Source organism: Pseudomonas mediterranea CFBP 5447 (genome assembly GCF_000774145.1).
GTDB classification, from domain to species: Bacteria; Pseudomonadota; Gammaproteobacteria; order Pseudomonadales; family Pseudomonadaceae; genus Aquipseudomonas; species Aquipseudomonas mediterranea.
In genome coordinates this window covers 724,601-751,059 of sequence record NZ_KN322983.1, presented here as the reverse complement: position 1 = coordinate 751,059, position 26,459 = coordinate 724,601, and the positions used below count along the sequence as shown (strand labels likewise).

The 26,459-nt window shown below is 59.5% G+C and carries 23 protein-coding genes and 2 pseudogenes; 10 read left to right on the top strand and 15 right to left on the bottom strand.

Translation table 11 applies throughout. The annotated features are described in order from the left end of the window. Positions 1 to 129: 129 nt before the first annotated feature. The 7 genes and pseudogenes from N005_RS08985 to N005_RS08960 all read right to left on the bottom strand — a co-directional run bounded on the left by N005_RS08985 (position 130) and on the right by N005_RS08960 (position 10,073). Positions 130 to 2,088, bottom strand: coding sequence for a hypothetical protein (locus tag N005_RS08985; RefSeq protein ID WP_047700857.1), 1,959 nt, complete (start codon positions 2,086 to 2,088; stop codon positions 130 to 132). A 103-nt stretch (positions 2,089 to 2,191) separates the two neighbouring features. After that, positions 2,192 to 4,153 carry a hypothetical protein gene (locus N005_RS28875; protein ID WP_167336854.1) on the bottom strand — a complete coding sequence of 654 codons (1,962 nt, stop codon included), beginning with the start codon at positions 4,151 to 4,153 and terminating at the stop codon, positions 2,192 to 2,194. 278 nt (positions 4,154 to 4,431) lie between these two features. Further along, complete coding sequence (locus N005_RS08975) at positions 4,432 to 5,622, bottom strand: pyridoxal phosphate-dependent aminotransferase (protein ID WP_047700855.1); 1,191 nt, start codon at positions 5,620 to 5,622, stop codon at positions 4,432 to 4,434. Positions 5,623 to 5,664: 42 nt separating this feature from the next. After that, positions 5,665 to 6,264 (bottom strand): annotated as a pseudogene (locus N005_RS29960) (methyl-accepting chemotaxis protein); the annotation flags it as partial. Positions 6,265 to 6,570: 306 nt separating this feature from the next. Next, a pseudogene (locus N005_RS29955) lies at positions 6,571 to 7,290 on the bottom strand (MCP four helix bundle domain-containing protein); the annotation flags it as partial. 300 nt (positions 7,291 to 7,590) lie between these two features. Beyond that, entirely contained in the window at positions 7,591 to 8,727 is a 1,137-nt protein-coding gene (locus N005_RS08965; RefSeq protein WP_047700853.1) for a glycerate kinase, read from the bottom strand. Positions 8,728 to 8,948: 221 nt separating this feature from the next. Next, positions 8,949 to 10,073, bottom strand: coding sequence for a sugar diacid recognition domain-containing protein (locus N005_RS08960; protein ID WP_047700852.1), 1,125 nt, complete (start codon positions 10,071 to 10,073; stop codon positions 8,949 to 8,951). Positions 10,074 to 10,234: 161 nt separating this feature from the next. On the opposite strand from N005_RS08960, the gene N005_RS08955 reads away from it, so the two are divergent. The 3 genes from N005_RS08955 (at position 10,235) to rarD (ending at position 13,811) form a co-directional block, all read left to right on the top strand. After that, positions 10,235 to 11,545 carry an MFS transporter gene (locus tag N005_RS08955; protein WP_047700851.1) on the top strand — a complete coding sequence of 437 codons (1,311 nt, stop codon included), beginning with the start codon at positions 10,235 to 10,237 and terminating at the stop codon, positions 11,543 to 11,545. Positions 11,546 to 11,736: 191 nt separating this feature from the next. Further along, positions 11,737 to 12,750, top strand: a complete 1,014-nt coding sequence (locus N005_RS08950; RefSeq protein WP_047700850.1) for an aldo/keto reductase — start codon at positions 11,737 to 11,739, stop codon at positions 12,748 to 12,750. A 176-nt stretch (positions 12,751 to 12,926) separates the two neighbouring features. Next, positions 12,927 to 13,811, top strand: a complete 885-nt coding sequence (gene rarD, locus N005_RS08945) for an EamA family transporter RarD (protein ID WP_047700849.1) — start codon at positions 12,927 to 12,929, stop codon at positions 13,809 to 13,811. Between the two features lie 116 nt (positions 13,812 to 13,927). Here the strand turns inward: rarD and hppD are convergent, their stop codons facing one another. Both hppD and N005_RS08935 read right to left on the bottom strand, forming a co-directional pair. After that, positions 13,928 to 15,004: a 4-hydroxyphenylpyruvate dioxygenase gene (hppD, locus tag N005_RS08940; RefSeq protein WP_047700848.1), complete on the bottom strand. Its 1,077-nt coding sequence runs from the start codon at positions 15,002 to 15,004 to the stop codon at positions 13,928 to 13,930. Between the two features lie 248 nt (positions 15,005 to 15,252). Then, positions 15,253 to 16,197 carry a DMT family transporter gene (locus N005_RS08935; RefSeq protein ID WP_047700847.1) on the bottom strand — a complete coding sequence of 315 codons (945 nt, stop codon included), beginning with the start codon at positions 16,195 to 16,197 and terminating at the stop codon, positions 15,253 to 15,255. Between the two features lie 226 nt (positions 16,198 to 16,423). Here N005_RS08935 and N005_RS08930 point away from each other — a divergent pair, with 226 nt between their 5' ends. After that, positions 16,424 to 17,290: a LysR family transcriptional regulator gene (locus tag N005_RS08930; protein ID WP_047700846.1), complete on the top strand. Its 867-nt coding sequence runs from the start codon at positions 16,424 to 16,426 to the stop codon at positions 17,288 to 17,290. 320 nt (positions 17,291 to 17,610) lie between these two features. Beyond that, on the top strand, positions 17,611 to 17,976 hold the full coding sequence (locus N005_RS08925; RefSeq protein ID WP_047700845.1) for a histone-like nucleoid-structuring protein, MvaT/MvaU family: 366 nt from the start codon (positions 17,611 to 17,613) through the stop codon (positions 17,974 to 17,976). A 92-nt stretch (positions 17,977 to 18,068) separates the two neighbouring features. On the opposite strand, the gene N005_RS08920 is transcribed toward N005_RS08925, so the two are convergent. Beyond that, a complete protein-coding gene (locus N005_RS08920; protein WP_047700844.1) occupies positions 18,069 to 18,605 on the bottom strand; it encodes a DUF4946 domain-containing protein in 537 nt (178 codons plus the stop codon). 173 nt (positions 18,606 to 18,778) lie between these two features. Between N005_RS08920 and gloA the strand changes: the two genes are divergently transcribed. Then, the gene (gene gloA, locus N005_RS08915; protein ID WP_047700843.1) at positions 18,779 to 19,300 is read left to right on the top strand and encodes a lactoylglutathione lyase; all 522 of its coding nucleotides are present in this window, start codon (positions 18,779 to 18,781) and stop codon (positions 19,298 to 19,300) included. Between the two features lie 156 nt (positions 19,301 to 19,456). Here the strand turns inward: gloA and ahpF are convergent, their stop codons facing one another. The 4 genes from ahpF to galU form a co-directional block, all read right to left on the bottom strand. Beyond that, positions 19,457 to 21,019, bottom strand: a complete 1,563-nt coding sequence (gene ahpF / locus N005_RS08910) for an alkyl hydroperoxide reductase subunit F (protein WP_047700842.1) — start codon at positions 21,017 to 21,019, stop codon at positions 19,457 to 19,459. Positions 21,020 to 21,143: 124 nt separating this feature from the next. Beyond that, positions 21,144 to 21,707 carry an alkyl hydroperoxide reductase subunit C gene (ahpC, locus tag N005_RS08905; RefSeq protein WP_020294651.1) on the bottom strand — a complete coding sequence of 188 codons (564 nt, stop codon included), beginning with the start codon at positions 21,705 to 21,707 and terminating at the stop codon, positions 21,144 to 21,146. Positions 21,708 to 21,880: 173 nt separating this feature from the next. After that, positions 21,881 to 23,236, bottom strand: a complete 1,356-nt coding sequence (gene gorA, locus N005_RS08900; RefSeq protein WP_047700841.1) for a glutathione-disulfide reductase — start codon at positions 23,234 to 23,236, stop codon at positions 21,881 to 21,883. Positions 23,237 to 23,578: 342 nt separating this feature from the next. Continuing rightward, entirely contained in the window at positions 23,579 to 24,418 is an 840-nt protein-coding gene (gene galU, locus N005_RS08895) for a UTP--glucose-1-phosphate uridylyltransferase GalU (RefSeq protein ID WP_011061681.1), read from the bottom strand. Between the two features lie 234 nt (positions 24,419 to 24,652). Between galU and N005_RS08890 the strand changes: the two genes are divergently transcribed. Further along, complete coding sequence (locus N005_RS08890) at positions 24,653 to 24,868, top strand: hypothetical protein (protein ID WP_047700840.1); 216 nt, start codon at positions 24,653 to 24,655, stop codon at positions 24,866 to 24,868. 116 nt (positions 24,869 to 24,984) lie between these two features. Continuing rightward, positions 24,985 to 25,266: a putative periplasmic lipoprotein gene (locus N005_RS08885; protein ID WP_047700839.1), complete on the top strand. Its 282-nt coding sequence runs from the start codon at positions 24,985 to 24,987 to the stop codon at positions 25,264 to 25,266. 25 nt (positions 25,267 to 25,291) lie between these two features. Here N005_RS08885 and N005_RS08880 read toward each other — a convergent pair whose 3' ends face one another. Continuing rightward, positions 25,292 to 25,642: a hypothetical protein gene (locus tag N005_RS08880; protein WP_047700838.1), complete on the bottom strand. Its 351-nt coding sequence runs from the start codon at positions 25,640 to 25,642 to the stop codon at positions 25,292 to 25,294. A 205-nt stretch (positions 25,643 to 25,847) separates the two neighbouring features. Here N005_RS08880 and N005_RS08875 point away from each other — a divergent pair, with 205 nt between their 5' ends. After that, complete coding sequence (locus N005_RS08875; protein ID WP_047700837.1) at positions 25,848 to 26,150, top strand: DUF1883 domain-containing protein; 303 nt, start codon at positions 25,848 to 25,850, stop codon at positions 26,148 to 26,150. Between the two features lie 25 nt (positions 26,151 to 26,175). Further along, positions 26,176 to 26,346, top strand: a complete 171-nt coding sequence (locus N005_RS29400; protein WP_162843600.1) for a hypothetical protein — start codon at positions 26,176 to 26,178, stop codon at positions 26,344 to 26,346. Positions 26,347 to 26,459: the final 113 nt, after the last annotated feature.

Below are 26,459 nucleotides of genomic sequence, written 5' to 3'. Positions count from 1 at the left end.
CCAAATACAAACAGGAAAAATCCCATAAACGTACATCAACAGAACTTCTCGATCGCTTGGAGAAATAAACGGAAAGAAAAAATCTGTGTTTTTCCTTTCCGCTTTCTCACTTTTCAGACTTAGTGAATATCAAGGGTTTATTGGACACAGGCCTGCCGCATCCTTCGACGCGGCACGTATCGTAAGCGTGCCTGACAAGGTCGTGGTGCCAACCACCACCGAATAGTCGACCTTCAACGCCCCCCTGCGTCCCAGTAAATCGCTAAAATGAGCGGTCCTGGGGCCTACCATCTCTACAAAGCCATCCTCCACTTGCGATTCGCTCAGTGAAGTAATCGTCTTTCTCCAAGGCGTTCCCACTTCGTTAAGAGGTGGGAATTCGGAATATCCTTGCACGACAATGTCCATCTGCTGACCTGCCGACAGCTTTGGATTCGGTGGTATATGCAACCGCAAGTTTGCGTCTGGTCCCAGCCAGGACGAGCAATTGATCCACCAGACGGTTCCGACGAATCGAGCATCAAGAAACTCCGGCTCGGACAGCCTGATAGGTACCGCCTCCTCGACATTCACTTTCGTAACAGGAGATGGAGAAGGGTTGTTATCACCGGTTACGCCGACCTCATACCATACGTCAATAAGAATACCCGGTACTTGCTCGATATCAGTCCAAGGCACATCGAATTCGACATCCGCGCCTACAGCCGGTACGGGGCTTACTTCAGCTACATAATCGGGTAGATCGCCCCAGTACAACCTTGCCCAGTCAACACCAACCAGGCCCGGAGGCACGGTGAACGTCGCCGTTGCATTCAGCCCCTTGTCGGTCTCCAACAATTTGTCATCTTCTGGCGCTGCGCCACCGCCCCGGACAAGCACCCTTGGCAGAATACTAGGGTCGATGACCTGGGATAAATCGACTTTGATGTTCAGCGCACTGTCAGCATCGTATACGTCGTAGCCTCGTTTTATCTGATAAGTCACGGCCGTTGGTTTTTCACCCGTGGCGGCACCATAATCCGGTATGATCAGTTCAGCATCGCTGACATCAATGATGATTGGATTTGTTGGGCTAATTCCGACCTTGTGGGGAAAAGTAGCGGTCTGTGTGCCCCATGTCAGGTAAATACGATCATTCGGTCCTGGGTTCGTATAGAGCGGCACCAACGCCCGGACGCCCGTTCGAACATCGGCCAGATCAATCAAAGTCTTGGCATCTTCGGCCAGGGGCACTCTCAGGGGATTGAACGGCCCGACAGGATCGGGACGCAGCAGCAAATGCGTTTCGAGAGGGTCCGAGAATGGGCCAATATTACCCACGATATCTTTCAGTTTGAATTTGAAAGCCAGTAAACCATCTTCTTTTCCCATCAAAAATATAACCGGAATAAAAATGATCCGATTATTGGGAATTTCATCATCAAATACGTTGTACGGAACAAGGTCTTCTTCCAACAGAGCGTAAACCTCAATGGCGTCCTGATTACGTGCGCCGGAGTACGGAGGGATGATCAGAGGCACGCCTGTGCTACTGACACTGTCCAGGTAGGCCTTGGTCAACCCGCGGTCTTTAGCGACCTGATCTCTGAATTCCAGACGGGCGGATGATTGATTGTCATTGGGCGGGGTCTTATCGATAACGAATTCCGCTTCAACAGATCCCGAAGTGTCCCCTGAAGCGATTGTTACAGTGTACTTCAACTCATAAGTTCCTTCCTCTGCAAAAGCGGAAGCACTCACGGTGGTCGGATAGGGAAAGTCATCAGAATCAAATGGCCCGGGAATATCATGTATATCCGTAGGGTCTCCCCAATCGGCGCTCCCTTTGCGTCTGACGTAAATCATGAGCGTATCTATCTCGCTCGTTTGGGCTGGCTCTGGCCATTCCGGGACCGTCAATTCAAGATTATCTTCCTGTAGCGCCCGAGGTATGTAGTTTATATATTCGGGATACTGTGGAAAATAGTCAGGGATATTAATCGGCAGCAAGACAGCAGCCGGTTGCTCGGCCCGCTCATGCAAATACCAGGTATTGTAGGCCTCACGAGCCTGCGCAGAGGTCAACTTGCTTTTCGTCTGGTCATTCATTTTTCAGCTCCAGTAGATATCAGTTAGATATATCCATGAACAGCTAAAATACTTACTGCCTTTTCCTTTCCATCGAGCCTGACATCAAACAGCTCGTAGACCTTCAATCCTCGTGCTTTGAAGCGGCGCACTGTTCCTCCGTAACGGTCTCGACAATTTTCAAATTTTCCGGTGCCGGAGAAGTGCCAAACTGTCCATCCGTCTTGGTCAGTGTGTAATAGGCGCCCCATGATCCTCGCGACACCGGTTTTATATGCGGATCGAAAGGCAGGATCCAGACGTCGATAAAACCGTCACGAATATGCTCGGATCTTATTTCTTGCGGAAACTCACCGTAGGTTTCATCGATGGGATCGGTGGAGTTGAATGATCGATAGCCTTGCCAGAACACCCTGACTTCGTCGCCTGCTGCAAAATGGCCGCTGTCGAATTTGATACGAACCCGAATGCCTTCCCACGGCTTATCTTCGCAACCGATATAACCAAAGCCATCCGCATCTTCAAATACCGGGGCCGGTAAATCATCAATAGTGGTGACCTGAACCCGCACATAAGTATTTTCCGATTGCTGTTCATTAACCCCGTTACTGGTTGTGTAGTAAACCGGCAATCTCGCGTTATTGGGTTCCGTGTCGATCACGTCCCAGGATACGGCGGAGAACGAGACTTCCGCGCCTTCGGCATCCCCCGCCTGCACGGTATAAGTGGCGACGGCTCCGCTGTATTGTCCCCAATAAAGCTCAAGCACCTCCCCTGGATTGGGCGCCTGATAAAGTTTCAGCTTCGGGATGACCGGAGAGGTCCGGTCACCGGGCAACAGCACATTCGGCACGCCCGAACCGCCTACGATATCAATGAGCGGTAAAAGCGGGTTGAGCAACGCCGGGGCATTGGAATGGTCCTGACCCGCGACCGTGAAATCGATGTTGATATCGGCTTCTTCCGAGGGACGCGAGCTGCCACTGCGAATGAAGTTGTACCCCACCTTGATGACCGCTGGTCCCGGACCATTTGCGATCAACACATTCCATGGCACCGGTATGCTCAACGGAAGCACGGCGTTGCGTGGGGGCAACGCAACGCCATCCCAGACCAGTTCGATCTGGTCATTGGGTTGCAATGGGGGGGGAATATTATCAACGACCGCCTGCACCTGCGCTCGCGCATCGGCCCGGTGCACGAGGTTATCATCGTCGTGCAGAGGCACGCTGGGCGGCGGAAGCCGGCTGGGCCAAGGGATGAGTGAGACGGTCCCGGTGGCAGGCTTCGAATAGGTCAGCGTTTCGTTTCCGGCACGATCCCGAACTTTATAAAAAGCATGGAAGGTGCCATTTTGGTTCGGCGCACGAATGTCGTCGCCCATCAAGTCCACACGAATGTCTCCGGCATCGATCTCTGCCTGAAGAATCGTTTTTGTCGTGACGAAAGTCTCTGTGGGTGGGTTCGTTTGGGACCAGAACAACTCAAGCACATCACGATCCGCCGCGCCGGTATAAAGGGGCAACGGAAGACGAAACTCGACCTTGTCATTGTTGTTCAGAAGATATTCTTCGGTGATAACGTTTCCCGGCAGATTACTGGGGAACAATAATGCATCAAGTTGTTTATCGTAACTGGGCGGTTCGCTATCAACCGTCACGAATCGATGTTCAGAAGGTGCCCCCGGACCGCCAGCAGAAATGACAATTTCGTACCATGTTTCGAAACGACCGTCGGGTTGAAGAGCGTTTTTCGGTACGCTAAGGGGATAGGGAAACATATCCTCTGTAATGGGGCCTGGAAGTGTAACTGTTTGAACGGGTGTGGCAGCCCTATTGTTGGGCCGGTCCCAGTACAATTCGATAATGTCTTCTTCACCCGCAATCGCATATTCCGGCCATCGTTCAGGTATATAGACAGGTAATGGTTGATTCTGCGACCCTGTGGGAAGCAACCCGTCCGGGTCGCTGTCGTCAATAATCAAGGGAATCGATAATTTCTCCAGATCAGCCAATATCGGGCTTCTTTTCCGCATCGAGGACCCTTCTCTTTCACCCAGGTCTTTACTCTCTTTCGATTCGCTCACTTGCCACTCCAAACTCGCGATGATTGAGATTATCTGCGCCGCGCTGAATGATGCGTAGTTCACGTCGGGTCTGCACGGCAGAACCCAAGTGAAACCTATTCGACTCTCTATCCGGTGGATTGAATACTGTCAGAGTTGACAGGTACGGATACCGTTCGTCGCCTTGGCAAACAGCAAGCGGCAATATCTCAGTTCAATATGAAAGCGCCTTGCACGCGAACAATGCCCTTTGAATCGGGAGTTATTTTTGAATACGCTGCGATAGCGTGTGTTGAGGGTTATAAAACTTCAGCGAGCTTGTATAACCGACCAGCACACAAGGCGATTCGCCTGCATGCATCCGCCAGCTTCACTTGATCGACCACCAACCCTATCCGGATATGCCCCGCCGCACTCGGCCCGAACGCCTCACCGGCCAGCACAGACACGCCATACCCATCCAACAGCCGCTCGGCAAACGCCTGGGCAGCGAGCCCCGTCCGGCGCACATCCACCATCACGAACATGCCACCGTCAGGCCGAATAGGCGTGAGCCCCGGGCAGTCATCCAGCATGGCGCACATCAGATCCCGACGCTGGCGATACTCGTCACGCATGAACGCCACTTCAGGCAGTTCTTCCTCCAGCGCCACCTGGGCCGCCCGCTGCACAAAATCCGGCAGGCCGAACAACATGCACAACGAAAGATTCGCCAGGTGCTCGGCCAGCGGTTCGGGGCCGATGACCCAGCCGATGCGCCAGCCGGTCATGGCGTGGGATTTGGACAGGCTGTTGATGGTCGCGGTGCGTTCGGCCATGCCCGGCAGGCTGGCCGGGCTGATGTGCTCGCCTTCGTACAGCAGGTCGCTGTAGACCTCGTCACTGATCAGCCACAGGTCATGCTCGATGCACAATTGCGCCAGCGCCTGCCAGGTGGGCAATGGCAGACTGGCACCGGAAGGGTTGTTGGGGCTGTTGAGCAGCAGGGCCCGAGTCCGAGGGGTAATGAGGCGGGCCACATCGGCCGGTTCGACCCGAAACGCATTTTCCGGGCGTACCGGTACCGGCAGCACTTTCGCCCCGCAGGCGCCGAACACCGCCTCGTAGGTGACGTACATCGGCTCGGCAACGATGACTTCGTCGCCGGGGTCGAGCAGGCATTGCGCGACGGCATACACCGCGCATTGCGCGCCCGGCAGCACCGTGACGTGCCCTGCCCCGACCGACTGGCCGCTACGCCGGCGATGACGGCCCGCGATGCTGGCGCGCAAACCGTGGATACCGCGAACGTCGGAATAATGGGTGTCCCCGGCTCGCAGGCTGTCCACGGCGGCGTCGACGATGGCGCGCGGCGTGTCGAAGTCCGGATCGCCCACCGACAGCAGCACTACGTCCATGCCCTGCTCACGCATGGCCAGTGCCCGGTCGTGGATCTGCCACGCGGCGGCACCTTCACCGGTGATGCGTTGGGTCAAGGCTGAGTAGCGCATGTATTGCTCCTGGTTTATGCGATGTCCAGCCTCAACCCTATCTCAAATCACAAACCGCGCCACCATCGCATTCAAGCCCACCGCCAGGCGCGACAGTTCGTGGGTCGCGGCGCTCGTCTGTTGCGCGCCCGAGGCCGATTGCGTCGCCAGGTCGCGGATGTTCACCAGGTTGCGGTCCACTTCACGGGACACCTGGGCCTGTTCTTCCGAAGCGCTGGCAATGACCAGGTTGCGTTCGTTGATCTGATGGATCGATTGGGTGATCTGTTCCAGGGCGACGCCGGCGGCGCGAGCCAGTTCCAGAGTGCTCTGGGTGCGCTGGTTGCTCTGCTGCATCGATTGCACCGCCTCGCCGGTGCCGTTCTGGATGCCGGCGACCATTTTCTCGATTTCCTGGGTCGACTGCGCGGTTCGATGGGCCAGGGCCCGGACTTCATCGGCGACCACGGCGAAACCGCGTCCGGCCTCCCCTGCACGGGCCGCTTCGATGGCAGCGTTGAGTGCCAGCAGGTTGGTCTGTTCGGCGATGGCGCGGATCACATCCAGCACCTTGCCGATGTCGCGCCCCTGGACGGCCAGGCCCTCGACCATGGTGGCGGTGGCTTGCACGTCGTGGGTCATGGTCTGGATCGCCTCGACGGTTTCCACCACCCGGCTGCGACCTTCCTGCGCGGCCTGGGTCGACTGGTTCGACGCTTCGGAGGTCGACACGGCGTTGCGGGCGACCTCTTCCACGGCGGCGGTCATCTCGTTGACGGCCGTCGCGGCTTGCTCGATTTCATTGTGCTGGCGTTGCAGGCCACGGGAGGACTCCTGAGTGACCGCGCTCAGTTCCTCGGCGGCCGCGCCCAATTGCGTGGCGGAGCCGGCGATCTGCTCGATGGTCTTGCGCAGGCTGCCTTGCATGTCGGCCAGGGCCTGGAGCAGACGGGCCGGTTCATCCTTGCCGTCGACCTCGATGGCCTGGACCAGATTACCGCCGGCAATGACCCGCGCCGCCTCCAGCGCGCGGTTCAGCGGTGTGACGATGCTGCGCGTCAGGAGCAGTGCCAGCACCACGGTAGCCAGCGCGGCGGCGACCGAGACGACGATGATGCCGGTCATCGCGCTGTCATAGTGCTCGCCCGCCTTGGCCGACGCGTCAGTGGCGCCGGTCACGTTGATCGCGATGAGCTTGTTGAGCTGCTCGCCCATCAGGTCGGTGCCTTCCTTGATCCGCGTATTGATAAGAGTGCGCAACTGATCGGCCTTGTCCTGGCGAGACAGCTCCAGCATTTCCTTCTGGGCTTGCAGGTATTTATCGAGGGTCGCCGAGAAGGTCTTGTAGAGTTCGGTCTCTTCCGCGGTGGCCGGCAGCTTGGCGTAGCTGTCATTGGCCTTTTGCAGCTTTTCTACCAGCACACCGATGCGGGTCTCGGCCTCCGCGAGACTGGCCGGGTCCCGGTTGACCAGGATCCGGAACGAAAGAATGCGCATGCGCAGCACGTTCTCCAGCACGTTGGCCAGGTAGCCGACACTGGGGACTTGGGTCTGCTCCATGTCAACCGAGGCCTGACGGATAACGGACATGCGATTGGCGGCAAATACGCCGAGGGCGATCACCAGCAAGGCAATGAAGGCAAAGCCGAGAAAGGCTCGGGGGGCGATATTCAGGCTGCGTAACGACATGGGAAGACCTCGGGGTGATGGGTCGAGCGTCCATGCCGGTCATGCGTATCGATTGGAGGATTTATGGGAACGCTTGACCCGTTATCGGCTGGGCTTCAGCCTTCTTTTAGGGCGCCCGCGAAATATATTTCATGATGTGTCAGAAACTGTGGCGAGGGAGCTTGCTCCCGCTGGGTTGCACAGCAAACCCAAGAATCACCCTGCCATCGCGGCAGATTTGGTAGGCCAAGGGGTCTGCTACGCAGCCCAGCGGGAGCAAGCTCCCTCGCCACAACAAGCTCCCTCGCCACAGTTCGCCGGTTATCGGGCAGCGATCCGCCAGAGCCGGGCAACGTCCCGAGCGCGTTCGCGCAGCAGGCGGGGCGCGTCGGCACAGGCTTCCTGCAGGGTCATCGGCCCGCTGACCAGGGCGAAGGCGGCATCGATGCCGTGCTCATACAGCGCCTGGTAACCCTCCCCCAGCGTGCCGGCAATGACCACCACCGGTACGCCGTGACGCCGCGCAACGCGAGCCACGCCAAAGGGCGTCTTGCCCCGCAGGGTCTGGGCGTCGAAGCGGCCTTCTCCGGTAATCACCAGGTCAGCGTCCTCGACGGCCTCGGCCAGGCCAGTCAGTTGGGCGACAACGTCCACGCCGGGGCGAAACTGCGCGTGCAAAAATGCCTTGGCCGCGAATCCCAGGCCACCGGCGGCGCCACTGCCCGGTTCGTCTCTTGCATCGCGGCTCAGCACCTGGGCGCACTGTCCGGCGAAGTGCGCCAGGGCCTGGTCCAGTTGCTGCACCTGCTGTACCGATGCGCCTTTCTGGGGACCGAAAATCACTGAAGCGCCGTGGGGTCCGCACAGGGGATTGTCGACATCGGCGGCAATCTCGACACTCACGCTGGCCAGGCGCGGGTCCAGGCCACTCAGGTCGATGCGCGACAATTTAGCCAGGGCCAGACCACCGGGTGGCAGCGGTTGCCCGTGCTCATCCAGCAACCCCACGCCCAGTGCCTGCATGGCTCCCGCACCGGCATCGTTGGTGGCACTGCCGCCGATCGCCAGGATCACCCGCCTGGCCCCTTCATCCAAGGCCGCGCGAATCAACTCGCCGGTGCCGTAGGTGCTGCTGGAACAGGCATCGCGCTGCCCAGGCGGCACCAACTGCAGGCCACTGGCCTCGGCCATTTCGATGATCGCCGTGCGGCTGTCGGCCAACCAGCCCCAACGCGCCTCGACCGCGATGCCCATGGGCCCTTGGACGCGGGTACGACGCCATTCGCCGTTGCACGCGGCCAGCACCGATTCCACCGTCCCCTCGCCGCCATCGGCCATCGGGCACTTGATCAACTGCGCATCAGGCCAGACCTCACCCAGCCCGGCCGCGATGGCATCGGCTACGCCCTGGGCGCTGAGGCTGTCCTTGAACGAGTCGGGGGCGATGATTATTTTCATTTTGGTCTCCGGTTCCGATGCTCGACATGCTGCCAGCAGACGGCCGACGTCGCGCCGGTCTGCCGCACAAAAGACACCTGGGATTATTGTTCAGATTCACAAATGCCGGTGCGTACACCGAAGATCCACTGTGGGAGCGAGCCTGCTCGCGATAGCGTCAGTTCAATCAACATTGATGTGACTGACACAGCGCTATCGCGAGCAGGCTCGCTCCCACAGGGTTATGTGACGGGGCTTTCGGTCTGCGGAAGTAGCTGGATGCCAAGGTACAGCGCCAGCATCCCATCCAACCGCAGCGGGTCCACGCCGCTGAGCTCGGCGATGCGCTCCATGCGGTAGCGCAGGCTGTTGCGATGGATGCCAAGGGCCTCGGCGCAGGCCTGGCTCTGGCCGTCGTGTTCACACCAGCTGCGCAAGGTCGCGAGCAGTTGGCCGTTGCTGTCCTTGGCGATGACTTTGCGCAACGGCGTGAGCAACTCGTCCAGGGCGTCATCGTCGCGATGGCGCCAGAGCAGCACTGGCAACCGATAGCGATTGAGCGTCAGCAAGCGTGACTGTGGCAGCACATCCCGTCCATAGGCCAGCAAATCCCCCACGCGCCGGTAGCAACGCCGCAGGCCCGCCAGTCCTTCGGCCTGGCCGCCCACCGCGACTCGCAGGATGTTCCAGCCCAGCCCGTCGAGCTTGCCCAGCAAGCGCTCGTTCTCCACCGAGGCGGTGACCGGTCGGCACCAGAGCAAAGAGGACTTGGACGAGGTCAGGCACCAACTGTCGGGGTAGCGCGACATCAGCCAGGCGCTCAGGGCCTCGACGGTCTGCCCGGGCCCATGTTCCAGCCCCAACTCGAACAGATACGGCACTCGCGACAATTGCGGCTTGAGGCCCATTTGCCGTGCTTCATCCAGCAACCTGGGCGAATCCCCGGCATCCCCCAGCAACAACGCCAGCAAGTCATCGCAACGCTGGCGACGCCACTGTTGCTCGGCCTGCTGGTTGCGCTGGCCCAGGAGCATTTCGGCGGTCATGCGCACCAGCTCGGCATAGGTGCGCAGCTGCTCCGGCTCGCCGGTGATGCCTAGCACGCCGATCAGCCGTTGATCGAGCATCAGCGGCAGGTTGATACCCGGTTGCACGCCCTTGAGCTGCAACGCGGTGTGCGCGTCGATCTCCACCACCCGTCCGTTGGCCAGGACCAGTTGCGCGCCCTCGTGACGGGTATTGATCCGCTCCCGCTCTCCACTGCCCAGGATCAGGCCCTGGTTATCCATGACATTGACGTTGTACGGCAGGATCGCCATCGCCCGGTCGACGATGTCCTGCGCCAGGTCGTGATCGAGTTCGAACATGGGCGGTGTTCCTTGCAAGGGAGGATTGGTCAGGCGCACAGGGTCCGGGCGCAAACCCTGTGCCCAGGCACAAAGACACAAGGCCCTGGGCTGGCCGAGACTCAAGGGGCGGTCAACGTTAACCCTTGGCTCGCAAAAATCATAATAAAGAGAGACCCGCCATGTCCCAGAGCGCGACAGCCGTCCTGGCTACGCCAGACGAAAAAAACAGCGTCTACAAACGCATCACCCTGCGTTTGATTCCCTTCATCTTCATCTGCTACCTGTTCAACTACCTTGACCGGGTCAACGTCGGCTTCGCCAAACTGCAGATGCTCGACGCGCTGAAATTCAGCGAAACCGTGTACGGCCTCGGCGCCGGGATCTTCTTCATCGGCTACGTGCTGTGCGGCGTGCCGAGTAACCTGGCCTTGAGCAGGTTCGGCCCACGGCGCTGGATCGCCCTGATGATGATCACCTGGGGCACCTTGTCGACCTGCCTGCTGTTCGTCACCACTCCTACCGAGTTCTACACCTTGCGCCTGCTCACCGGCGCCGCTGAAGCCGGATTCTTTCCCGGCGTGGTGCTGTACCTCTCGCAGTGGTTCCCGACATTCCGCCGGGGCCGGATCATGGCGTTGTTCATGTCGGCCATTCCGGTGTCCGGCCTGCTGGGCAGCCCGTTTTCCGGCTGGATCCTCAACCACTTCGCGGCGGGCCAGGGTGGCCTGGCGGGCTGGCAATGGATGTTCCTGCTGCAGGGGATCCCCACCGTCATTCTCGGCGCCCTGGCGTTTTTCCTGCTCAGCGACACCTTCGCCCATGCCAAGTGGCTGACCGCTGAAGAACGCGCCGTGCTCACCGCCGACCACGCGCAAGACCTGGCGAACAAGCCGAAGACCGCCAGCGACTCCCTGCTGGCCGTGTTCAAGAACCCGGCGATCTGGGCGTTCGGCCTGGTGTATTTCTGCATCCAGAGCGGCGTATACGCGATCAACTTCTGGCTGCCGTCGATCATCAAGAACCTGGGCTTCAGCGATAACCTGACAATCGGCTGGCTGAGCGCGATTCCCTATCTGCTGGCTGCGCTGTTCATGCTGCTGGTGGGGCGCTCGGCGGACCTGCGCAAGGAGCGTCGCTGGCACTTGGTGGTGCCGATGCTGATGGGTGCGCTGGGGCTGCTGATCGCGGTGAATTTCGCCGGCACGCCGGTCATCGCCATACTGGGCCTGTCCATCGCCACCATGGGCGCCCTCACCGGCTTGCCAATGTTCTGGCCGGTGCCCACCGCCCTGCTCAGCGCGGGCGCGGCGGCCGGCGGCCTGGCGTTGATCAACTCCATGGGGCAAATGGCGGGTTTCCTCAGCCCGTACCTGGTGGGCTGGGTGAAAGATGCCAGCGGGTCGACCGACGCGGCGTTGTACCTGCTGGCGGGGGTGATTGTCTGCGGGAGCGGGCTGGCGTTGCGCATGACCCGTACCTTGAAAGCCTGACGCCAGACCTGTGGGAGCGAGCCTGCTCGCGATAGCACCGTGTCAGTCAATATCCAAGTTGATTGGACTGACGCTATCGCGAGCAGGCTCGCTCCCACAGTGGGTTCCTGGGTGTTTGATAAATGTGTTTGATCCATACGGTCGTTCTGGGGTTTGATTGAGCCTTTCCCATCGATAAAAAGGATCTTGTCATGAGCTACCGCACGCTGGGTCACTCCGGGTTACACGTCTCGACATTGACCCTGGGCACCATGATGTTCGGCGAACAGACCAGCACCGAGGATTCGTTGCGGATCATCGACAAGGCCTGGGACCAGGGCATCAACTTCATCGACACCGCGGACGTCTACACCAATGGTCGCTCCGAAGAAATCGTCGGCGAGGCGATTGCCAGTCGCCGCCAGGAATGGGTGCTCGCCACCAAGGTCGGCTTCGGCCCGGCGGATGGCGTGCCCAACCGCAGCGGCCTGAGCCGCAAGCATCTGTTCAACGGCATCGAAGCCAGCCTCAACCGGCTGGGCACCGATTACCTGGACATCTACTACCTGCATCGCGAAGACCACAACACTCCGCTGCACGTCACCGTATCGGCCATCGGCGACCTGATCCGCCAAGGCAAGATCCGCTATTGGGGCTTGTCCAACTACCGTGGCTGGCGCATCGCCGAAGTGATCCGCATCGCCGACAGCCTGGGCATCGACCGGCCGGTGATCAGCCAGCCGCTGTACAACATCGTCAACCGCCAGGCGGAAACCGAGCAGATCACCGCCGCCCAGAACTATGGCCTTGGCGTGGTGCCCTTCAGCCCCCTCGCCCGGGGCGTGCTCAGCGGCAAATATGCGCCGGACGTGGCGCCGGACGCCAATAGCCGCGCCGGCCGCCAGGACAAACGCATCCTCGAAACCGAATGGCGGGTCGAGTCCCTGCGCATTGCCCAGCAGATCCAGCAGTACACCCAGGAACGGGGCGTGGGTATCGTCGAGTTCGCCATCGCCTGGGTGCTGAACAACCGCGCCGTCACCTCGGCCATTGTCGGGCCGCGCACCGAGGAGCAATGGGATGGCTACACCAAGGCGCAAGCCGTGACGATCACCGCCGAGGACGAAGCCTTCATCGATTCGCTGGTGACGCCAGGGCACGCGTCGACGCCGGGCTTCAACGATGTGGGGCATTTCGTGCCGGGGCGTGTGCCGCGCACGTCATAAAATCACTGAGTGCAGCGAACCTCATTGTGGTGTGCTGGGCTGTGGGAGCAAGGCTTGCCCGCGACGAAGGCACCTCGGTTCCCAGGTGAATCGCGTTGACTTCATCGCGGGCAAGCCTTGCTCCCACAGTGTTGTGCTCATTGTTCAAGTACTGTTTCATTTCCCAGAGAGTTATCGTGTCCAAAGGCATCGCCCTATCGGTCTCAGCCTCCGCGCTGTTCGCCGTCATGTATTACTACACCTCGTTGCTCGCACCGCTGACCGGCGTGGAGATTTTTGGCTGGCGCATGCTGCTGACGATGCCCTGTATGACAGTGTTCATGCTGGTGGCGCGGGAATGGAAACTGGTTGCGGCACTGGTTCAGCGCCTGATCGCCACGCCACGATTGCTGATCGGCGCGACGGTGTCTTCGGCACTGATGGGCGCGCAAGTCTGGCTTTTCATGTGGGCGCCACTCAACGGCTACAGCCTGGATGTGTCATTGGGGTATTTTCTGTTGCCGCTGTCGATGGTCCTGACCGGGCGCATCGTCTATGGCGAACGCTTGTCCTACCTGCAGAAAGTCGCAGTGTTCTTCGCCACCCTTGGCGTGTGCAACGAGTTCTATCAAGTAGGTGGGTTTTCCTGGGCGACCTTGCTGGTGGTGATCGGCTATCCCATCTACTTCGTCCTGCGCAAACGCATCAAGACCGATAACCTGGGCGGGCTCTGGCTGGACATGACGCTGATGCTGCCCGTAGCCCTCTGGTTCGTGCAAAGCGGTGAGCAAGGCTTCAACGTGTTCGATCAGTACCCGTGGCTGTCGCTGCTGATCCCGGTGCTCGGGGTGATCAGCGCGTCGGCGCTGGTGTCCTACATCATCGCCAGCCGGCTGTTGTCGTTCGGCCTGTTCGGATTGTTGAGCTATGTCGAACCGGTGCTGCTGCTGGTCGTTGCGTTGTTGCTGGGCGAAAGCATCAAGGCCGGAGAATGGCTGACCTATATCCCGATCTGGATGGCCGTGGCGGTGCTGGTGTTCGAAGGCTTCAGGCACATGACGCGGCAGCGGCGCCGGACTTGAGCTTTACACAATCCCATGTGGGAGCGAGCCTGCTCGCGATGACGGCCTGTCAGTCAATGCATCGGTGACTGACACACCGCCATCGCGAGCAGGCTCGCTCCCACAGGATTCGGGTATTACTCGGTCGTCAACACCCCACGCCGCACCTGGTCACGCTCGATGGACTCGAACAGCGCCTTGAAGTTGCCTTCGCCAAACCCATCGTCGCCCTTGCGCTGGATGAATTCGAAGAACACCGGCCCCATCAGGGTTTCCGAGAAGATCTGCAGCAGCAGGCGCTTGTCGTCCGGGTTGGAAGAACCGTCCAGCAGGATACCCCGCGATTGCAGTTCGTCCACCGGCTCGCCGTGGTTCGGCAAACGGCCTTCGAGCATCTCGTAGTAAGTGTCCGGCGGCGCGGTCATGAAGCGCATGCCGATCTTCTTCAGCGCGTCCCAGGTCTTGACCAGGTCGTCGGTGAGGAACGCCACGTGCTGGATGCCTTCGCCGTTGAACTGCATCAGGAACTCTTCGATCTGCCCGGCGCCCTTGGACGACTCTTCGTTCAACGGAATACGGATCATGCCGTCCGGGGCGGTCATGGCCTTGGACGTCAGGCCGGTGTACTCACCCTTGATGTCGAAGTAACGGATCTCGCGGAAGTTGAACAGTTTCTCGTAGAAGCCGGCCCAATAGGCCATGCGGCCGCGATACACGTTGTGGGTCAGGTGGTCGATGATCTTCAGGCCCGCGCCCACCGGATGACGGTCAACGCCTTCGAGGAACACGAAGTCGATGTCATAGATCGAGCTGCCTTCGCCAAAACGGTCGATCAGGTACAGCGGTGCGCCACCGATGCCCTTGATCGCCGGCAGGTTCAGCTCCATCGGACCGGTTTCGATATGGATCGGCTGGGCACCGAGTTCCAGGGCACGGCGGTAGGCCAGCTGTGAGTCCTTGACCCGGAACGCCATGCCGCAGACCGACGGGCCATGCTCGGCCGCAAAGTACGACGCCACGCTGTGGGGTTCGTTGTTGAGGATCAGGTTGATCGCGCCCTGGCGATACAGGTGCACGTCCTTGGAACGGTGCGTGGCGACCTTGGTGAAGCCCATGATCTCGAAGATCGGCTCCAGGGTATTGGGTGTAGGGGATGCGAATTCGATGAATTCAAAGCCCATCAGGCCCATCGGGTTTTCGTATAGATCTGCCATGTCGGCGCCTCATCATGCTTATCAATTAACGGAACGTTAGTTGCTGGCCATGCTGAGGGCACACGGTGGCGCGCAGGAGATACCGCGAACGCTGCGGGCGAGGAAATCGCCATAGATCAGTTGTAACCCAAGTATCTTCATTGTCGACCCAAGGCTTTTGCGGGCGAGGCTTCTGCTGCCAGAAGACGTTATTCTTATATGCGTAAACCGATTCTACACAGCGTAACCGGATTTGTCCGCCTCCTCTATCAAATCGCCTTTTTCGCCGCCCGCGCAAGGGGTCTGTTGCACAGGAAAATACCCGTCAGGATCAACCCGCCGCCCACGCACATTAAGGCCGTGAGCCGTTCGTCCAATAGCAGCGCACCCAGCAGCACCGCCGTCAGCGGGTTGAGGGCGATGAACACACCGGAACGGGTTGCGCCGATCCGGCGAATACCGTCATACCAGGCGATGTACGCCAGGGCTGAGCCCAGCACGCCAAGATAAAGCAGGCTCAGCCACTGCCGCATGTCCAGCCCGCGCAGGGCTTCGAAGCGAACCTCGCCCCCGGCCGTACAGGCCAGCCACAACATCGCCGTACCCAGCAGGATCGACCAGGTTACCGTTTGCAAGGGGCCGAGGCTTTCGTTCAGGTTTCGGGAAAACAGCGAATAGATGCCCCATCCCACTACGCAACCGAAAATCAGCAGATCACCCATCCACCCCTGCGCGGACGCCGCCAGCAAGGAAGGATCGCGACTGACGATGACCAGCCCCGCGCCGCCGATGCACAGCACGATTCCGCCCACTTTCAACCGGCTCAACCGCTCCTTGAACAGCCACCAGGACGCCAGGCCGATCACCGCCGGGTTCAAGGCCACGATCAGCGAGGCCCGCGAGGCATTGATGTAGTGCAAGCCGTAGAAGAAACACAGGTTGTAGAAAAGAATTCCGAAGAACCCCAGCACCGCCAGTTGCACACCCTGCTTCAGCGTAGGTCTGGCCAGCGGAATCCTTGCCAGGGCGAGGAATAGCAGCAAGGCCACGCTGGCCAGCAGGAAGCGCAGACTGGCGGCCAACAGCGGCGCCAAGGCATCGGACAGGATCCTGCCAGCCACGAAGGTGCCGCCCCAGATCATGGTGACCATGGAGAGCTTCAGGTACACCGGCAGGTCCGAGGGGGTTGGCAAGGCTTGTTCGAGGGTTTTCATGGGTCACCATTGAAATCACACAAATACCTGGGCTAACAGAGCTTTTTGTGGCGAGGGAGCTTGCTCCCGCTCGATTGCGTAGCAATCGCAAAAAGCGAGGGCTACTTCGTAGCCCAGCGGGAGCAAGCTCCCTCGCCACAAAAGCTTCCTTGCCAGAGTTTCCGGTCATGCCCGGATGCCGTATTGTCTCGCTCATGTTTCATCATCGTAAAATGAGCAATCCCTCATGACCCTCACCCAACTCGAAATCTTCTCCCTGGTGGCCGAGCTACGCGGTTTCACCGCTGCGGCGACGCGCCTGGGCATCAGCCAGTCGGCGGTGTCCCACGCCATCAAGTCGCTGGAGCAGGAGCTGGGGGTCGAACTGCTCAGGCGTCACCAGTCCGTGGTAGAACTCAGCGACATCGGCCAGCAGTTGCTCCTGCGCGCCCGCGCCATGCTCGGGTTGGCCAATACCTTGCGCCAGGAAGCCGCCGACGCCCGCGGCATGCGCCGTGGCACTTTGCGCATCGGCTCGTTCGGCCCGACCTCATCGATGAAGCTGTTGCCTACCATCCTGCGGCGCTATCGCGCCCTGCATCCGGGTATCGAGGTGCACATCGACGAAGGACCGGACCGACAAGTCATCCAATGGCTGGATGAACGACGGATCGATGTCGGCTTCGTGGTGCTGCCCGAGGAGCGTTTCGATACGTTCTCCCTGATGGCAGACCAGATGGTCGCTCTCCTCCCCACTGCCCATCCCCTCGCCGCTCGAACCAGCCTGAGCCTGCGTGACCTGTGCGACGACCCCTTCGTGCTCACCGAGGCCGGATCGGCGGAGTTGGTCACGCGCCTGTTCAATGCCGCCCGGCTCACACCCAACGTGCGCTATCGCTGTTCCCAACTGCTCAGCACATTGAACACCGTCAGCCGGGGTGAGGCCGTGACCGTGGTCTCCGAGGGCTCGCTGCCGGAGGGGGATCATCCGGGCTTCGTGGTACGGCCCTTGTCGCCTCCGGTTCCGCGCGAGATCGGCCTGGCGGTGCTGGACAGTCGCCAGATTTCACCCGCCACTCGGGCCTTTATCGAGTTGGCCGTGTCTATCGAATGAAGAGAAGCTTGGTTCTACTGGACGATATCGTAATGCCATCCGTGGACAATCGAAGCACAACTTCCAATCGGATTACCCATTGAATCTATACTTGTACACACACCGGCCTTGCGCAGACAGCGATGCAACTTGAGGAAAACGTTTGCTCTTGTTACATGACGAAAAAGATACGATTTACACTGTCCGGTTTAACTACTACAATTTTTCTGCCTGTGCTGGATAGCAGGAGAGTCATTTATCACCGAGGCGCTTCAAAGCGCTTGGCTTATAGCTTTGTCTGCGGTTGGTCTCAGCCAAATATTTGATTGGAGTAACGATAATTGTCCAGACTCGTTGAATTTCGTAAAGCCGAAAAGGCCCTTCAGGATCAGCTCAAACAGTTGGAATTGCTGAAGAATGATGCCGGGCTCAAGAAAGAAATCGAATTCGAAGAAAAGCTCCAGGCACTGATGAAGACCTACGGCAAGGGCCTGCGCGACATCATCGCAATTCTTGACCCGAACCCGTCAAAAGCGGGCTCTGCATCGACCAAGGCGCCTAAAACCCGCCGCGCGCGAGTGGTCAAGGTCTATCAGAACCCGCACACCGGCGAACTGATCGAAACCAAGGGCGGCAATCACCGCGGCCTGAAAGCCTGGAAAGAACAATACGGCGCGAGCACCGTCGACTCCTGGGTACGCAGCTGACATCCAGGATGAATAAAAAAGCCCTGAATACCGCAGGGCTTTTTCATTGGCTCAAACTTCTGGAGTAAGCCTGGCGTATTAGCTTGATAGCCCTATAGTTTCAGACTATTTCGTACCGCCTGTATTTCATCCTGGCTTTCAACAAACACCTGCGCCTGTCCCGCATAGGACAGTACATAAGCCCGGCCTTCATTAAGTGCTGCAACCAGTGTCTGAGACAACACATGTCGGCCGTTCTGCGTGATCGTACAGGTAGTTTCCAGCGCGGCTACCCCGCCCAACAGGGAAGCATGAATCTTATTACATACACTTTGATAACCACCCTGGAAAAAATCCTTCTGGATTGACTTGCGCATTTCCAGGAGCACGCCTTGCAAGTTGACTCGGTGATCGGGTTCGACAGGCGTTGCGGTCAGCTCCATGACCATGACGGCATTGCCTGCCGAGTCATTCTTGGTCGCCCGTTGCCGAGAGGTTCCTGGCGCCGCCGGCGCGGAAGACGCATCGGAAGGCAGCGGCTCGATGAACCAGCCCTGGGGCCAGGTGACCTGCGGTTCGGCGGCCTGGGCGCTGGCACTCGCAGCAATGGCAAAAAACAGGACGAACAACGAAAGGAACGGTCGAATCATTGCACTTCACTCAAGGACGAATCGCGAAGTCTGAAGCTCACCGCATGACCAGGCAATAGCCGCGCACGGTTTGGCGATGCCGCGGCCTCTGCGTATCATGTCTGACGCAAGCCACAGAACCGTCGCGCCAAGCCCTGCGACGTCGTTTGCCCCACTTATTTTCCGGAGGGCCCATGAGCCTGCACGAACTCGACACTTTCCCGGGCGTCACCGCCCAACCTGACGCCGCCACGACCCACTTCGTCTTCAACCACACCATGTTGCGGGTCAAGGACATTACCAGATCCCTGGATTTCTATACCCGCGTCCTGGGCTTCTCGCTGGTGGAAAAACGCGACTTCCCTGAAGCCGAGTTCAGCCTGTACTTCCTCGCCCTGGTGGACAAGCGCCAGATTCCGGCGGACGCCGCGGCACGCACCGAGTGGATGAAATCGATCCCCGGCATCCTGGAACTGACCCACAACCACGGTACCGAAAGCGACCCGGCATTCGCTTACCACAACGGCAACACCGATCCGCGCGGGTTCGGTCACATCTGCATCTCGGTACCGGATGTAGTCGCCGCCTGCGAGCGCTTCGAAGCGTTGGGCTGTGACTTCCAGAAGCGCCTGAGCGACGGTCGCATGAAAAGCCTGGCGTTCATCAAGGACCCGGATGGCTACTGGGTCGAGATCATCCAGCCTGCGCCGCTCTAAGGTTCACCTTGCCCTCATGTGGGAGCGAGCCTGCGCGAGCAGGCTCGCCATCGCGAGCAGGCTCGCTCCCACAGGGCTCGGCGGTGGATATGAAAGCTCAATAAAAAACCCCATGGGCCAGGCCCATGGGGTTTTGTTTTTCCAGCCCGTGGCTGCTTATGCCGGCGCGGAGGTACGGATCAGATGGTCGAAAGCGCTCAACGAAGCCTTGGCCCCCTCGCCTACGGCGATCACGATCTGCTTGTACGGCACGGTGGTCACATCGCCGGCGGCGAACACGCCGGGAATGGAGGTTTCACCCCGGGCGTCGACGATGATCTCGCCACGCGGTGACAATTCGACGGTACCTTTGAGCCAATCGGTGTTGGGCAACAGGCCGATCTGCACGAAGATCCCCTCCAACGCCACGTCCAGCACTTCACCGCTCGGACGATCCTTGTAGCGCAGGCCGTTGACCTTCTGACCGTCGCCCGTCACTTCGGTGGTCTGGGCATTGGTGATCACCGTCACGTTCGGCAAGCTGTGCAGCTTGCGCTGCAACACTGCGTCGGCGCGCAGTTGCACATCGAATTCCAGCAAGGTGACATGGGCGACGATGCCGGCCAGGTCGATGGCTGCTTCGACGCCGGAGTTGCCCCCGCCGATCACCGCCACGCGCTTGCCCTTGAACAGCGGACCGTCACAGTGCGGGCAGTACGCCACGCCCTTGTTCCGGTATTGCTGCTCGCCCGGCACATTCATTTCACGCCAGCGGGCACCGGTCGCCAGGATCACGGTCTTGGCCTTGAGGCGCGCACCGCTGGCGAACCGGACTTCGTGCAGTGCGCCGTCCGTGCCCGGCACCAGCGCATCGGCACGCTGCAGGTTCATGATGTCCACGTCGTATTGCTTGACGTGCTCTTCCAGGGCCACGGCCAGTTTCGGCCCTTCGGTTTCCTGGACCGAAATGAAGTTCTCGATGGCCATGGTATCGAGTACTTGCCCGCCGAAGCGTTCGGCCGCTACGCCGGTGCGGATGCCTTTACGGGCCGCATAGATCGCCGCCGATGCACCGGCCGGGCCACCGCCGACCACCAACACATCGAAGGCATCCTTGGCGCTGATTTTTTCGGCCTGGCGTTCGATGCCGCTGGTGTCGATCTTGGCGAGAATCTCTTCCAGGCCCATGCGGCCCTGACCGAAGTTCACACCGTTCAGGTAGATGCTCGGCACGGCCATGATCTGACGTTCGTCGACCTCGGCCTGGAACAGCGCGCCGTCGATGGCGACGTGGCGGATGTTCGGATTCAGCACCGCCATCAGGTTCAGCGCCTGGACCACGTCCGGGCAGTTCTGGCACGACAGCGAGAAATAAGTCTCGAAGTTGAACTCGCCTTCAAGGGCGCGGATCTGTTCAATGACTTCGACACTGGCCTTTGAAGGGTGACCGCCGACTTGCAGCAAGGCCAGCACCAGCGAAGTGAATTCGTGGCCCATGGGGATACCGGCGAAACGCAGGCTGATATCGGCTCCCGGGCGGTTCAACGAGAACGATGGCTTGCGCGCATCGGTGCCGTTGTCGAGCAAGGTGATCTGGGTGGAGAGACTGGCAATGTCTTTGAGCAGCGCCAGCATTTCCTGGGATTTCGCACCGTCGTCGAGGGATGCAACGATCTCGATCGGTTGGGTGACCCGTTCCAGATATGACTTCAACTGAGCTTTAAGATTGGCGTCCAACATACGGGCGATTTCCATTTTTTGAATTTCAGAAAAAACAACGCCCGAGCGAATCTCGCCCGGGCGTTTTTGGGGGCGAAGCGGCTTACTTGATCAAGAGCTGATCGCCCTCGGATGACGCATGGACTTAGATCTTGCCGACCAGGTCCAGGGACGGAGCCAGGGTGGCCTCGCCTTCTTTCCACTTGGCTGGGCAGACTTCGCCAGGGTGAGCGGCGACGTACTGGGCGGCCTTGATCTTGCGCAGCAGCTCGGAAGCGTCACGGCCTACACCGCCGTCGTTGATTTCGACGATTTTGATCTGACCTTCTGGGTTGATCACGAAAGTACCGCGGTCAGCCAAGCCAGCTTCTTCGATCAGCACGTCGAAGTTGCGGGAGATGGTCAGGGTCGGGTCGCCGATCATGGTGTACTGGATCTTGCCGATGGCTGGCGAAGTGTTGTGCCAGGCAGCGTGGGCAAAGTGAGTGTCGGTGGACACGCTGTAGATCTCGACGCCCAGCTTCTGGAATTCGGCGTAGTTGTCGGCCAGGTCTTCCAGCTCGGTTGGGCAAACGAAGGTGAAGTCAGCCGGGTAGAAGAACACGACAGACCACTTGCCTTTCAGGTCGGCGTCCGACACTTCGACGAAAGCGCCGTTTTTGAATGCGGTAGCTTTGAACGGTTTAACTTGGCTGTTGATGATAGGCATCGATGTTTCTCCATCAGGGTTGAAAAGTTGATGGAGGGAAGCTTACCCATTCATTCCCAAGCTGGCTCATTGGCAAAGCTGATGCGAATAATTGGTTTTGGCTATCAGGGAACCGTATAGATAGAAAAAATCTGTAGAAGCTGCCACAGCCCGGCAGCTTCTACACAACAGCGTCAGGCCGCAGGTGTACGCATGGTGACGAACTCTTCGGCGGCGGTAGGGTGCACACCAATGGTTTCGTCAAAGTCGCGCTTGCTGGCGCCCGCCTTGAGGGCGATGGCCAGGCCCTGGACAATTTCCCCGGCGTCCGGGCCGACCATATGGCAACCCAGGACCTTGTCGGTCCGGGCATCCACCACCAGCTTCATCAGCGTGCGCTCCTGGCACTCGGTCAGGCTCAGCTTCATCGGCCGGAAACGGCTTTCGAAAATCTGCACCTCATGCCCCTCTTCCCTGGCCTGTTCTTCGGTCAGGCCGACCGTGCCGATGTTCGGCAGGCTGAACACCGCCGTAGGAATCATCCGGTAGTCCACCAGCCGGTACTGCTCGGGCTTGAACAGACGCCGCGCCACCGCCATGCCCTCGGCCAGGGCCACGGGGGTCAGTTGTACGCGACCGATCACATCGCCAATGGCAAGGATCGACGGCTCGGTGGTCTCGTATTTTTCATTGACCTTTACAAAACCTTTCTCGTCCAACGCGACGGCGGTGTTCTCCAGGCCGAGGTTGTCGAGCATCGGCCGCCGTCCGGTGGCGTAGAAGACGCAATCGGTCATCAGCGTACGACCGTCCTTGAGGGTCACTTCCAGGCTGCCATCGGCCTGCTTGTCGATGCGTTGGATATCGGCATTGAACTGCAGGTCCAGGCCGCGGCGCGTCAGCTCTTCGGCCAGGTGCTTGCGCACTGCACCGTCAAAGCCGCGCAGGAACAGCTCGCCGCGATACAGCAGGGACGTCTGCGCGCCCATGCCGTGGAAAATCCCGGCGAACTCCACCGCGATGTAGCCACCGCCCACCACCAGCACGCGCTTGGGCAGTTCCTTGAGGAAAAAAGCCTCGTTGGAACTGATGGCATGCTCGCGCCCTGGAATCTGCGGGATGACCGGCCAGCCACCGGTGGCGACCAGAATGTGCTCGGCGGTATGACGCTGGCCGTTGATCTCCACCTCATGGGGGCCGGTGATCTTCGCATGGCCCTCATGCAACGCCACGCCGCTGTTGACCAGCAGGTTGCGATAGATGCCGTTGAGGCGGTTGATCTCCCGATCCTTGTTGGCAATCAGCGTGGCCCAGTCGAAATTCGCCTCCCCCGCCGACCAGCCGTAGGCCGAAGCCTGCTCGAAGTCTTCGGCATAATGCGCGCCATAGACCAGCAGCTTCTTCGGCACGCAACCGACGTTCACGCACGTACCGCCCAGGTAGCGGCTCTCCGCCACGGCCACCCTGGCGCCAAAACCGGCGGCGAACCGCGCAGCCCGCACTCCACCGGAACCGGCACCAATCACATACAGGTCAAAATCGTAGGCCATTACTCTCTCCTTTGGCAGGCCACCAGCATACCCGCTGTTTCCAGACGGGTCAGCGTTGGGTGCGTTATGGGGGCGGAAATTGAAAATGCCAGGGTGAGCTTAATCAAACCGAGCGCGGATCCTGTGGCGAGGGGATTTATCCCCGCTGGGCTGCGAAGCAGCCCTAAAACCAGGCGACTTGGGTGTGTCAGGCAGATTGAGCCGGTTGCTTTTGGGGCTGCTGCGCAGCCCAGCGGGGATAAATCCCCTCGCCACAGGGTTCTATGCCAGCCGTGGCAATATTCTTACCCCAAAAAAAACGCCCCGAACCAGTCGGGGCGTTTTTTCAGTCGCGGCGGGCTATCAGTAAGCCTTGCCGGTCTTGTAGAAGTTCTCGAAGCAGAAGTTGGTCGCGTCGATATAGCCTTCGGCGCCACCGCAGTCGAAACGCTTGCCCTTGAACTTGTAGGCCATGACGCAGCCGTTCTGGGCCTGTTTCATCAGGGCGTCGGTGATCTGGATTTCACCACCCTTGCCTGGTTCGGTCTGTTCGATCAGGTCGAAGATGTCCGGCGTGAGGATGTAGCGACCGATGATCGCCAGGTTCGACGGAGCGTCTTCAGGCTTCGGCTTTTCAACCATGCTGTGCACGCGATAGATGTCGTCGCGGATCATTTCGCCGGCGATCACGCCGTACTTGTTGGTTTCCTGCGGATCGACTTCCTGGATCGCCACGATGGAGCAGCGGAATTGCTTGTAGAGCTTGACCATCTGGGTCAGCACGCCGTCGCCTTCCAGGTTGACGCACAGGTCGTCCGCCAGCACCACGGCGAAGGGTTCGTCGCCGATCAATGGGCGGCCGGTCAGGATCGCGTGGCCCAGGCCTTTCATTTCAGTCTGGCGGGTGTAGGAGAACGAACATTCATCCAGCAGTTTGCGGATACCGACCAGGTACTTTTCCTTGTCGGTGCCCTTGATCTGGTTTTCCAGCTCATAGCTGATGTCGAAATGGTCTTCCAGCGCGCGCTTGCCACGGCCGGTCACGATGGATATTTCATTCAGGCCCGCATCGAGGGCTTCTTCGACACCGTACTGGATCAGTGGCTTGTTCACCACCGGCAGCATTTCTTTGGGCATGGCCTTAGTCGCTGGCAGGAAGCGAGTACCGTAACCGGCTGCAGGGAACAAGCATTTCTTGATCATATGAATCCTTTAAAAGGCGGTGTGTACGACGAGTTTCGGCGCAGTCTAATCAGGCCGCGGGCACCTTACAATGCCTGCGCTGGCCAACCGATGCCATCATAGAGAAATAAACCGGCGGATAGTTCAATCGCCTTTCGTTTCGGGGGTTCAACGGTCCAACGGCAAGCCCGCTGGCACCGTTTGCGTGCATTTGGCGTATCATGGCGCCCTTGATCCCGCCAACGAGGCAGCTAGATGTCGGCAACACGAAACGCAAACGGTTATTCGGTCAGTCAGGACAAGGACGGCCAGTGGTGGATTGTCAATTACCATGGCGAACAGGTTGCCGGTCCCTTGCCCACCAAGACCATGGCGGTGGAAGTGGCTGCGGTGTTCCAGGATGAGCGCCCTGCGCCCACCGCCAAGGAGCGCGAAAAAGCTCCAGCACGCAACGATCGACGCAAGAAATGACCGGACAGGCCTGGGTCAATTGCCTTGTGGCAGTGGCGCAGGCCTGTTGTTTATCTGTACCGAAATGACCATTCGCTATAACCTCGCGCTATCCCTTCCCTTGCGACGACCACACCATGAAAACTTATCTGGCGCTGTTTACGGTCCTGGCCCTGGCGGGTTGTGCCTCGACGGAAAGTACCTACCTGGCCAACGGCGAGCAGGGCCTGACCATCGACTGTTCAGGCGAAGCCAATTCCTGGGCCGCCTGCTATGAAAAGGCCGATGCCTCCTGCGCCGGCACCGGCTACCGTATCGTCGGCACCGACGGAACGCCCCAGGCCAATGAAAGCGACAAGACCCTGGGCGTGAATGTCGGCAACTTCACCAGCCGCAGTGTCGTGGTGGTGTGCAAGTAAGGTCAGGCCGGAGCTGATACATTGCTCAGCCGGAAATGCAGGCGTTGGCCGCAGCCTGCACATCACCCGGACGCACCGGTACATTGGACATGCTTTCATGCAGCTTGATGCTGCTGCCGCTGGAGCGTTCGTCAATGTCGAACACCGCTGCCGGCAGGCTCGAGAGTTTGCCGGGGACGATCAAGCGGACGCCGTTCTTGTGGGGTTCCATCTGCAATGCGCCGCGACTGTCGGCCAGCTTGTCGGCGACGCACTTGGCATATTCGTGGGGTTTCTTGCCGGAGATAACGCTCATGGTGGGCGGCGTCTGGTTGATGTCCGATACCGATGCACATCCACTCAAGGCCAATGCCAACACCCACGCACTACGCTTCATATGATTCCTCCGACAAAGACCCTCCGACAGCGTAGAAGCCGTTTTTCTCCGGAGCCCTGCGCTTTTTTTATTTGGCACCGTCGCGTTAAATCGGCGAAGCCGGTTCGGAGACCGGCTTTTAACCCTCGGTGCTGATAAACTGCGTCCCATTATTGCAGCCTCTACCGTGTCGAGCGTGTAGAAAAAAGCCCTTCTGGAGGCGCCCATGAAATTCATCCACCAACGCGAGCACCTCAATGAAGACGACATTGTCGTCATCGAATGCTCCCAGACGTGCAACATTCGCCTGATGAACGACGCGAACTTCCGCAGTTTCAAGAATGGCGGACGCCACACGTACCACGGCGGCGCGTTCGATAAGTTCCCGGCGCGGATCACCGCACCGAGTACCGGTTTCTGGAACATCACCATTGACACCGTCAGCCGCCGGGCCATCAGCGTCACGCGCAAGCCGACCCTGACCCACAAGATCAAAATCGTCCGGCGCTCCAGCTCGAAACTGAGCTGAGTCCCCTGCTCACATAGGTAAAACCGTGTCCCAGACAACCAAATACGTCATCAAGTACAAACTCAACGACGAACGCCGATTCGATTTCGCACAGCTGGAAACCGGTACCGAGGAAGAAGCCCGGGCAGTGCTGGAGGCGATGCATGGAACATCCGGCGATGTGATCAGCGAGGTCAAGGTCAGCAAGGCGTTGTAACTCCGATTGAGTGGCCCAAGAGATACAGGGTGCCAGGCCACCCTGCTCTTGTGGGGAGGGAGCAAGGTACTGTCGCACAGCAAGATTCGGAGTGTTGGCCAACAGGACATCCA

Coding starts and splice junctions, on each gene's coding strand:
- N005_RS08920 (WP_047700844.1), bottom strand. CDS start 18,605: ATGATTCGACCGTTCCTTTCGTTGTTCGTCCTGTTTTTTGCCATTGCT.
- N005_RS08950 (WP_047700850.1), top strand. CDS start 11,737: ATGAGCTACCGCACGCTGGGTCACTCCGGGTTACACGTCTCGACATTG.
- N005_RS08955 (WP_047700851.1), top strand. CDS start 10,235: ATGTCCCAGAGCGCGACAGCCGTCCTGGCTACGCCAGACGAAAAAAAC.
- N005_RS08880 (WP_047700838.1), bottom strand. CDS start 25,642: ATGAAGCGTAGTGCGTGGGTGTTGGCATTGGCCTTGAGTGGATGTGCA.
- N005_RS08930 (WP_047700846.1), top strand. CDS start 16,424: ATGACCCTCACCCAACTCGAAATCTTCTCCCTGGTGGCCGAGCTACGC.
- hppD (WP_047700848.1), bottom strand. CDS start 15,004: ATGGCAGATCTATACGAAAACCCGATGGGCCTGATGGGCTTTGAATTC.
- N005_RS08960 (WP_047700852.1), bottom strand. CDS start 10,073: ATGTTCGAACTCGATCACGACCTGGCGCAGGACATCGTCGACCGGGCG.
- N005_RS08975 (WP_047700855.1), bottom strand. CDS start 5,622: ATGCGCTACTCAGCCTTGACCCAACGCATCACCGGTGAAGGTGCCGCC.
- ahpC (WP_020294651.1), bottom strand. CDS start 21,707: ATGCCTATCATCAACAGCCAAGTTAAACCGTTCAAAGCTACCGCATTC.
- N005_RS08965 (WP_047700853.1), bottom strand. CDS start 8,727: ATGAAAATAATCATCGCCCCCGACTCGTTCAAGGACAGCCTCAGCGCC.
- N005_RS08935 (WP_047700847.1), bottom strand. CDS start 16,197: ATGAAAACCCTCGAACAAGCCTTGCCAACCCCCTCGGACCTGCCGGTG.
- N005_RS08985 (WP_047700857.1), bottom strand. CDS start 2,088: ATGAATGACCAGACGAAAAGCAAGTTGACCTCTGCGCAGGCTCGTGAG.
- N005_RS08875 (WP_047700837.1), top strand. CDS start 25,848: ATGAAATTCATCCACCAACGCGAGCACCTCAATGAAGACGACATTGTC.
- N005_RS08890 (WP_047700840.1), top strand. CDS start 24,653: ATGTCGGCAACACGAAACGCAAACGGTTATTCGGTCAGTCAGGACAAG.
- galU (WP_011061681.1), bottom strand. CDS start 24,418: ATGATCAAGAAATGCTTGTTCCCTGCAGCCGGTTACGGTACTCGCTTC.
- gorA (WP_047700841.1), bottom strand. CDS start 23,236: ATGGCCTACGATTTTGACCTGTATGTGATTGGTGCCGGTTCCGGTGGA.
- N005_RS08885 (WP_047700839.1), top strand. CDS start 24,985: ATGAAAACTTATCTGGCGCTGTTTACGGTCCTGGCCCTGGCGGGTTGT.
- gloA (WP_047700843.1), top strand. CDS start 18,779: ATGAGCCTGCACGAACTCGACACTTTCCCGGGCGTCACCGCCCAACCT.
- ahpF (WP_047700842.1), bottom strand. CDS start 21,019: ATGTTGGACGCCAATCTTAAAGCTCAGTTGAAGTCATATCTGGAACGG.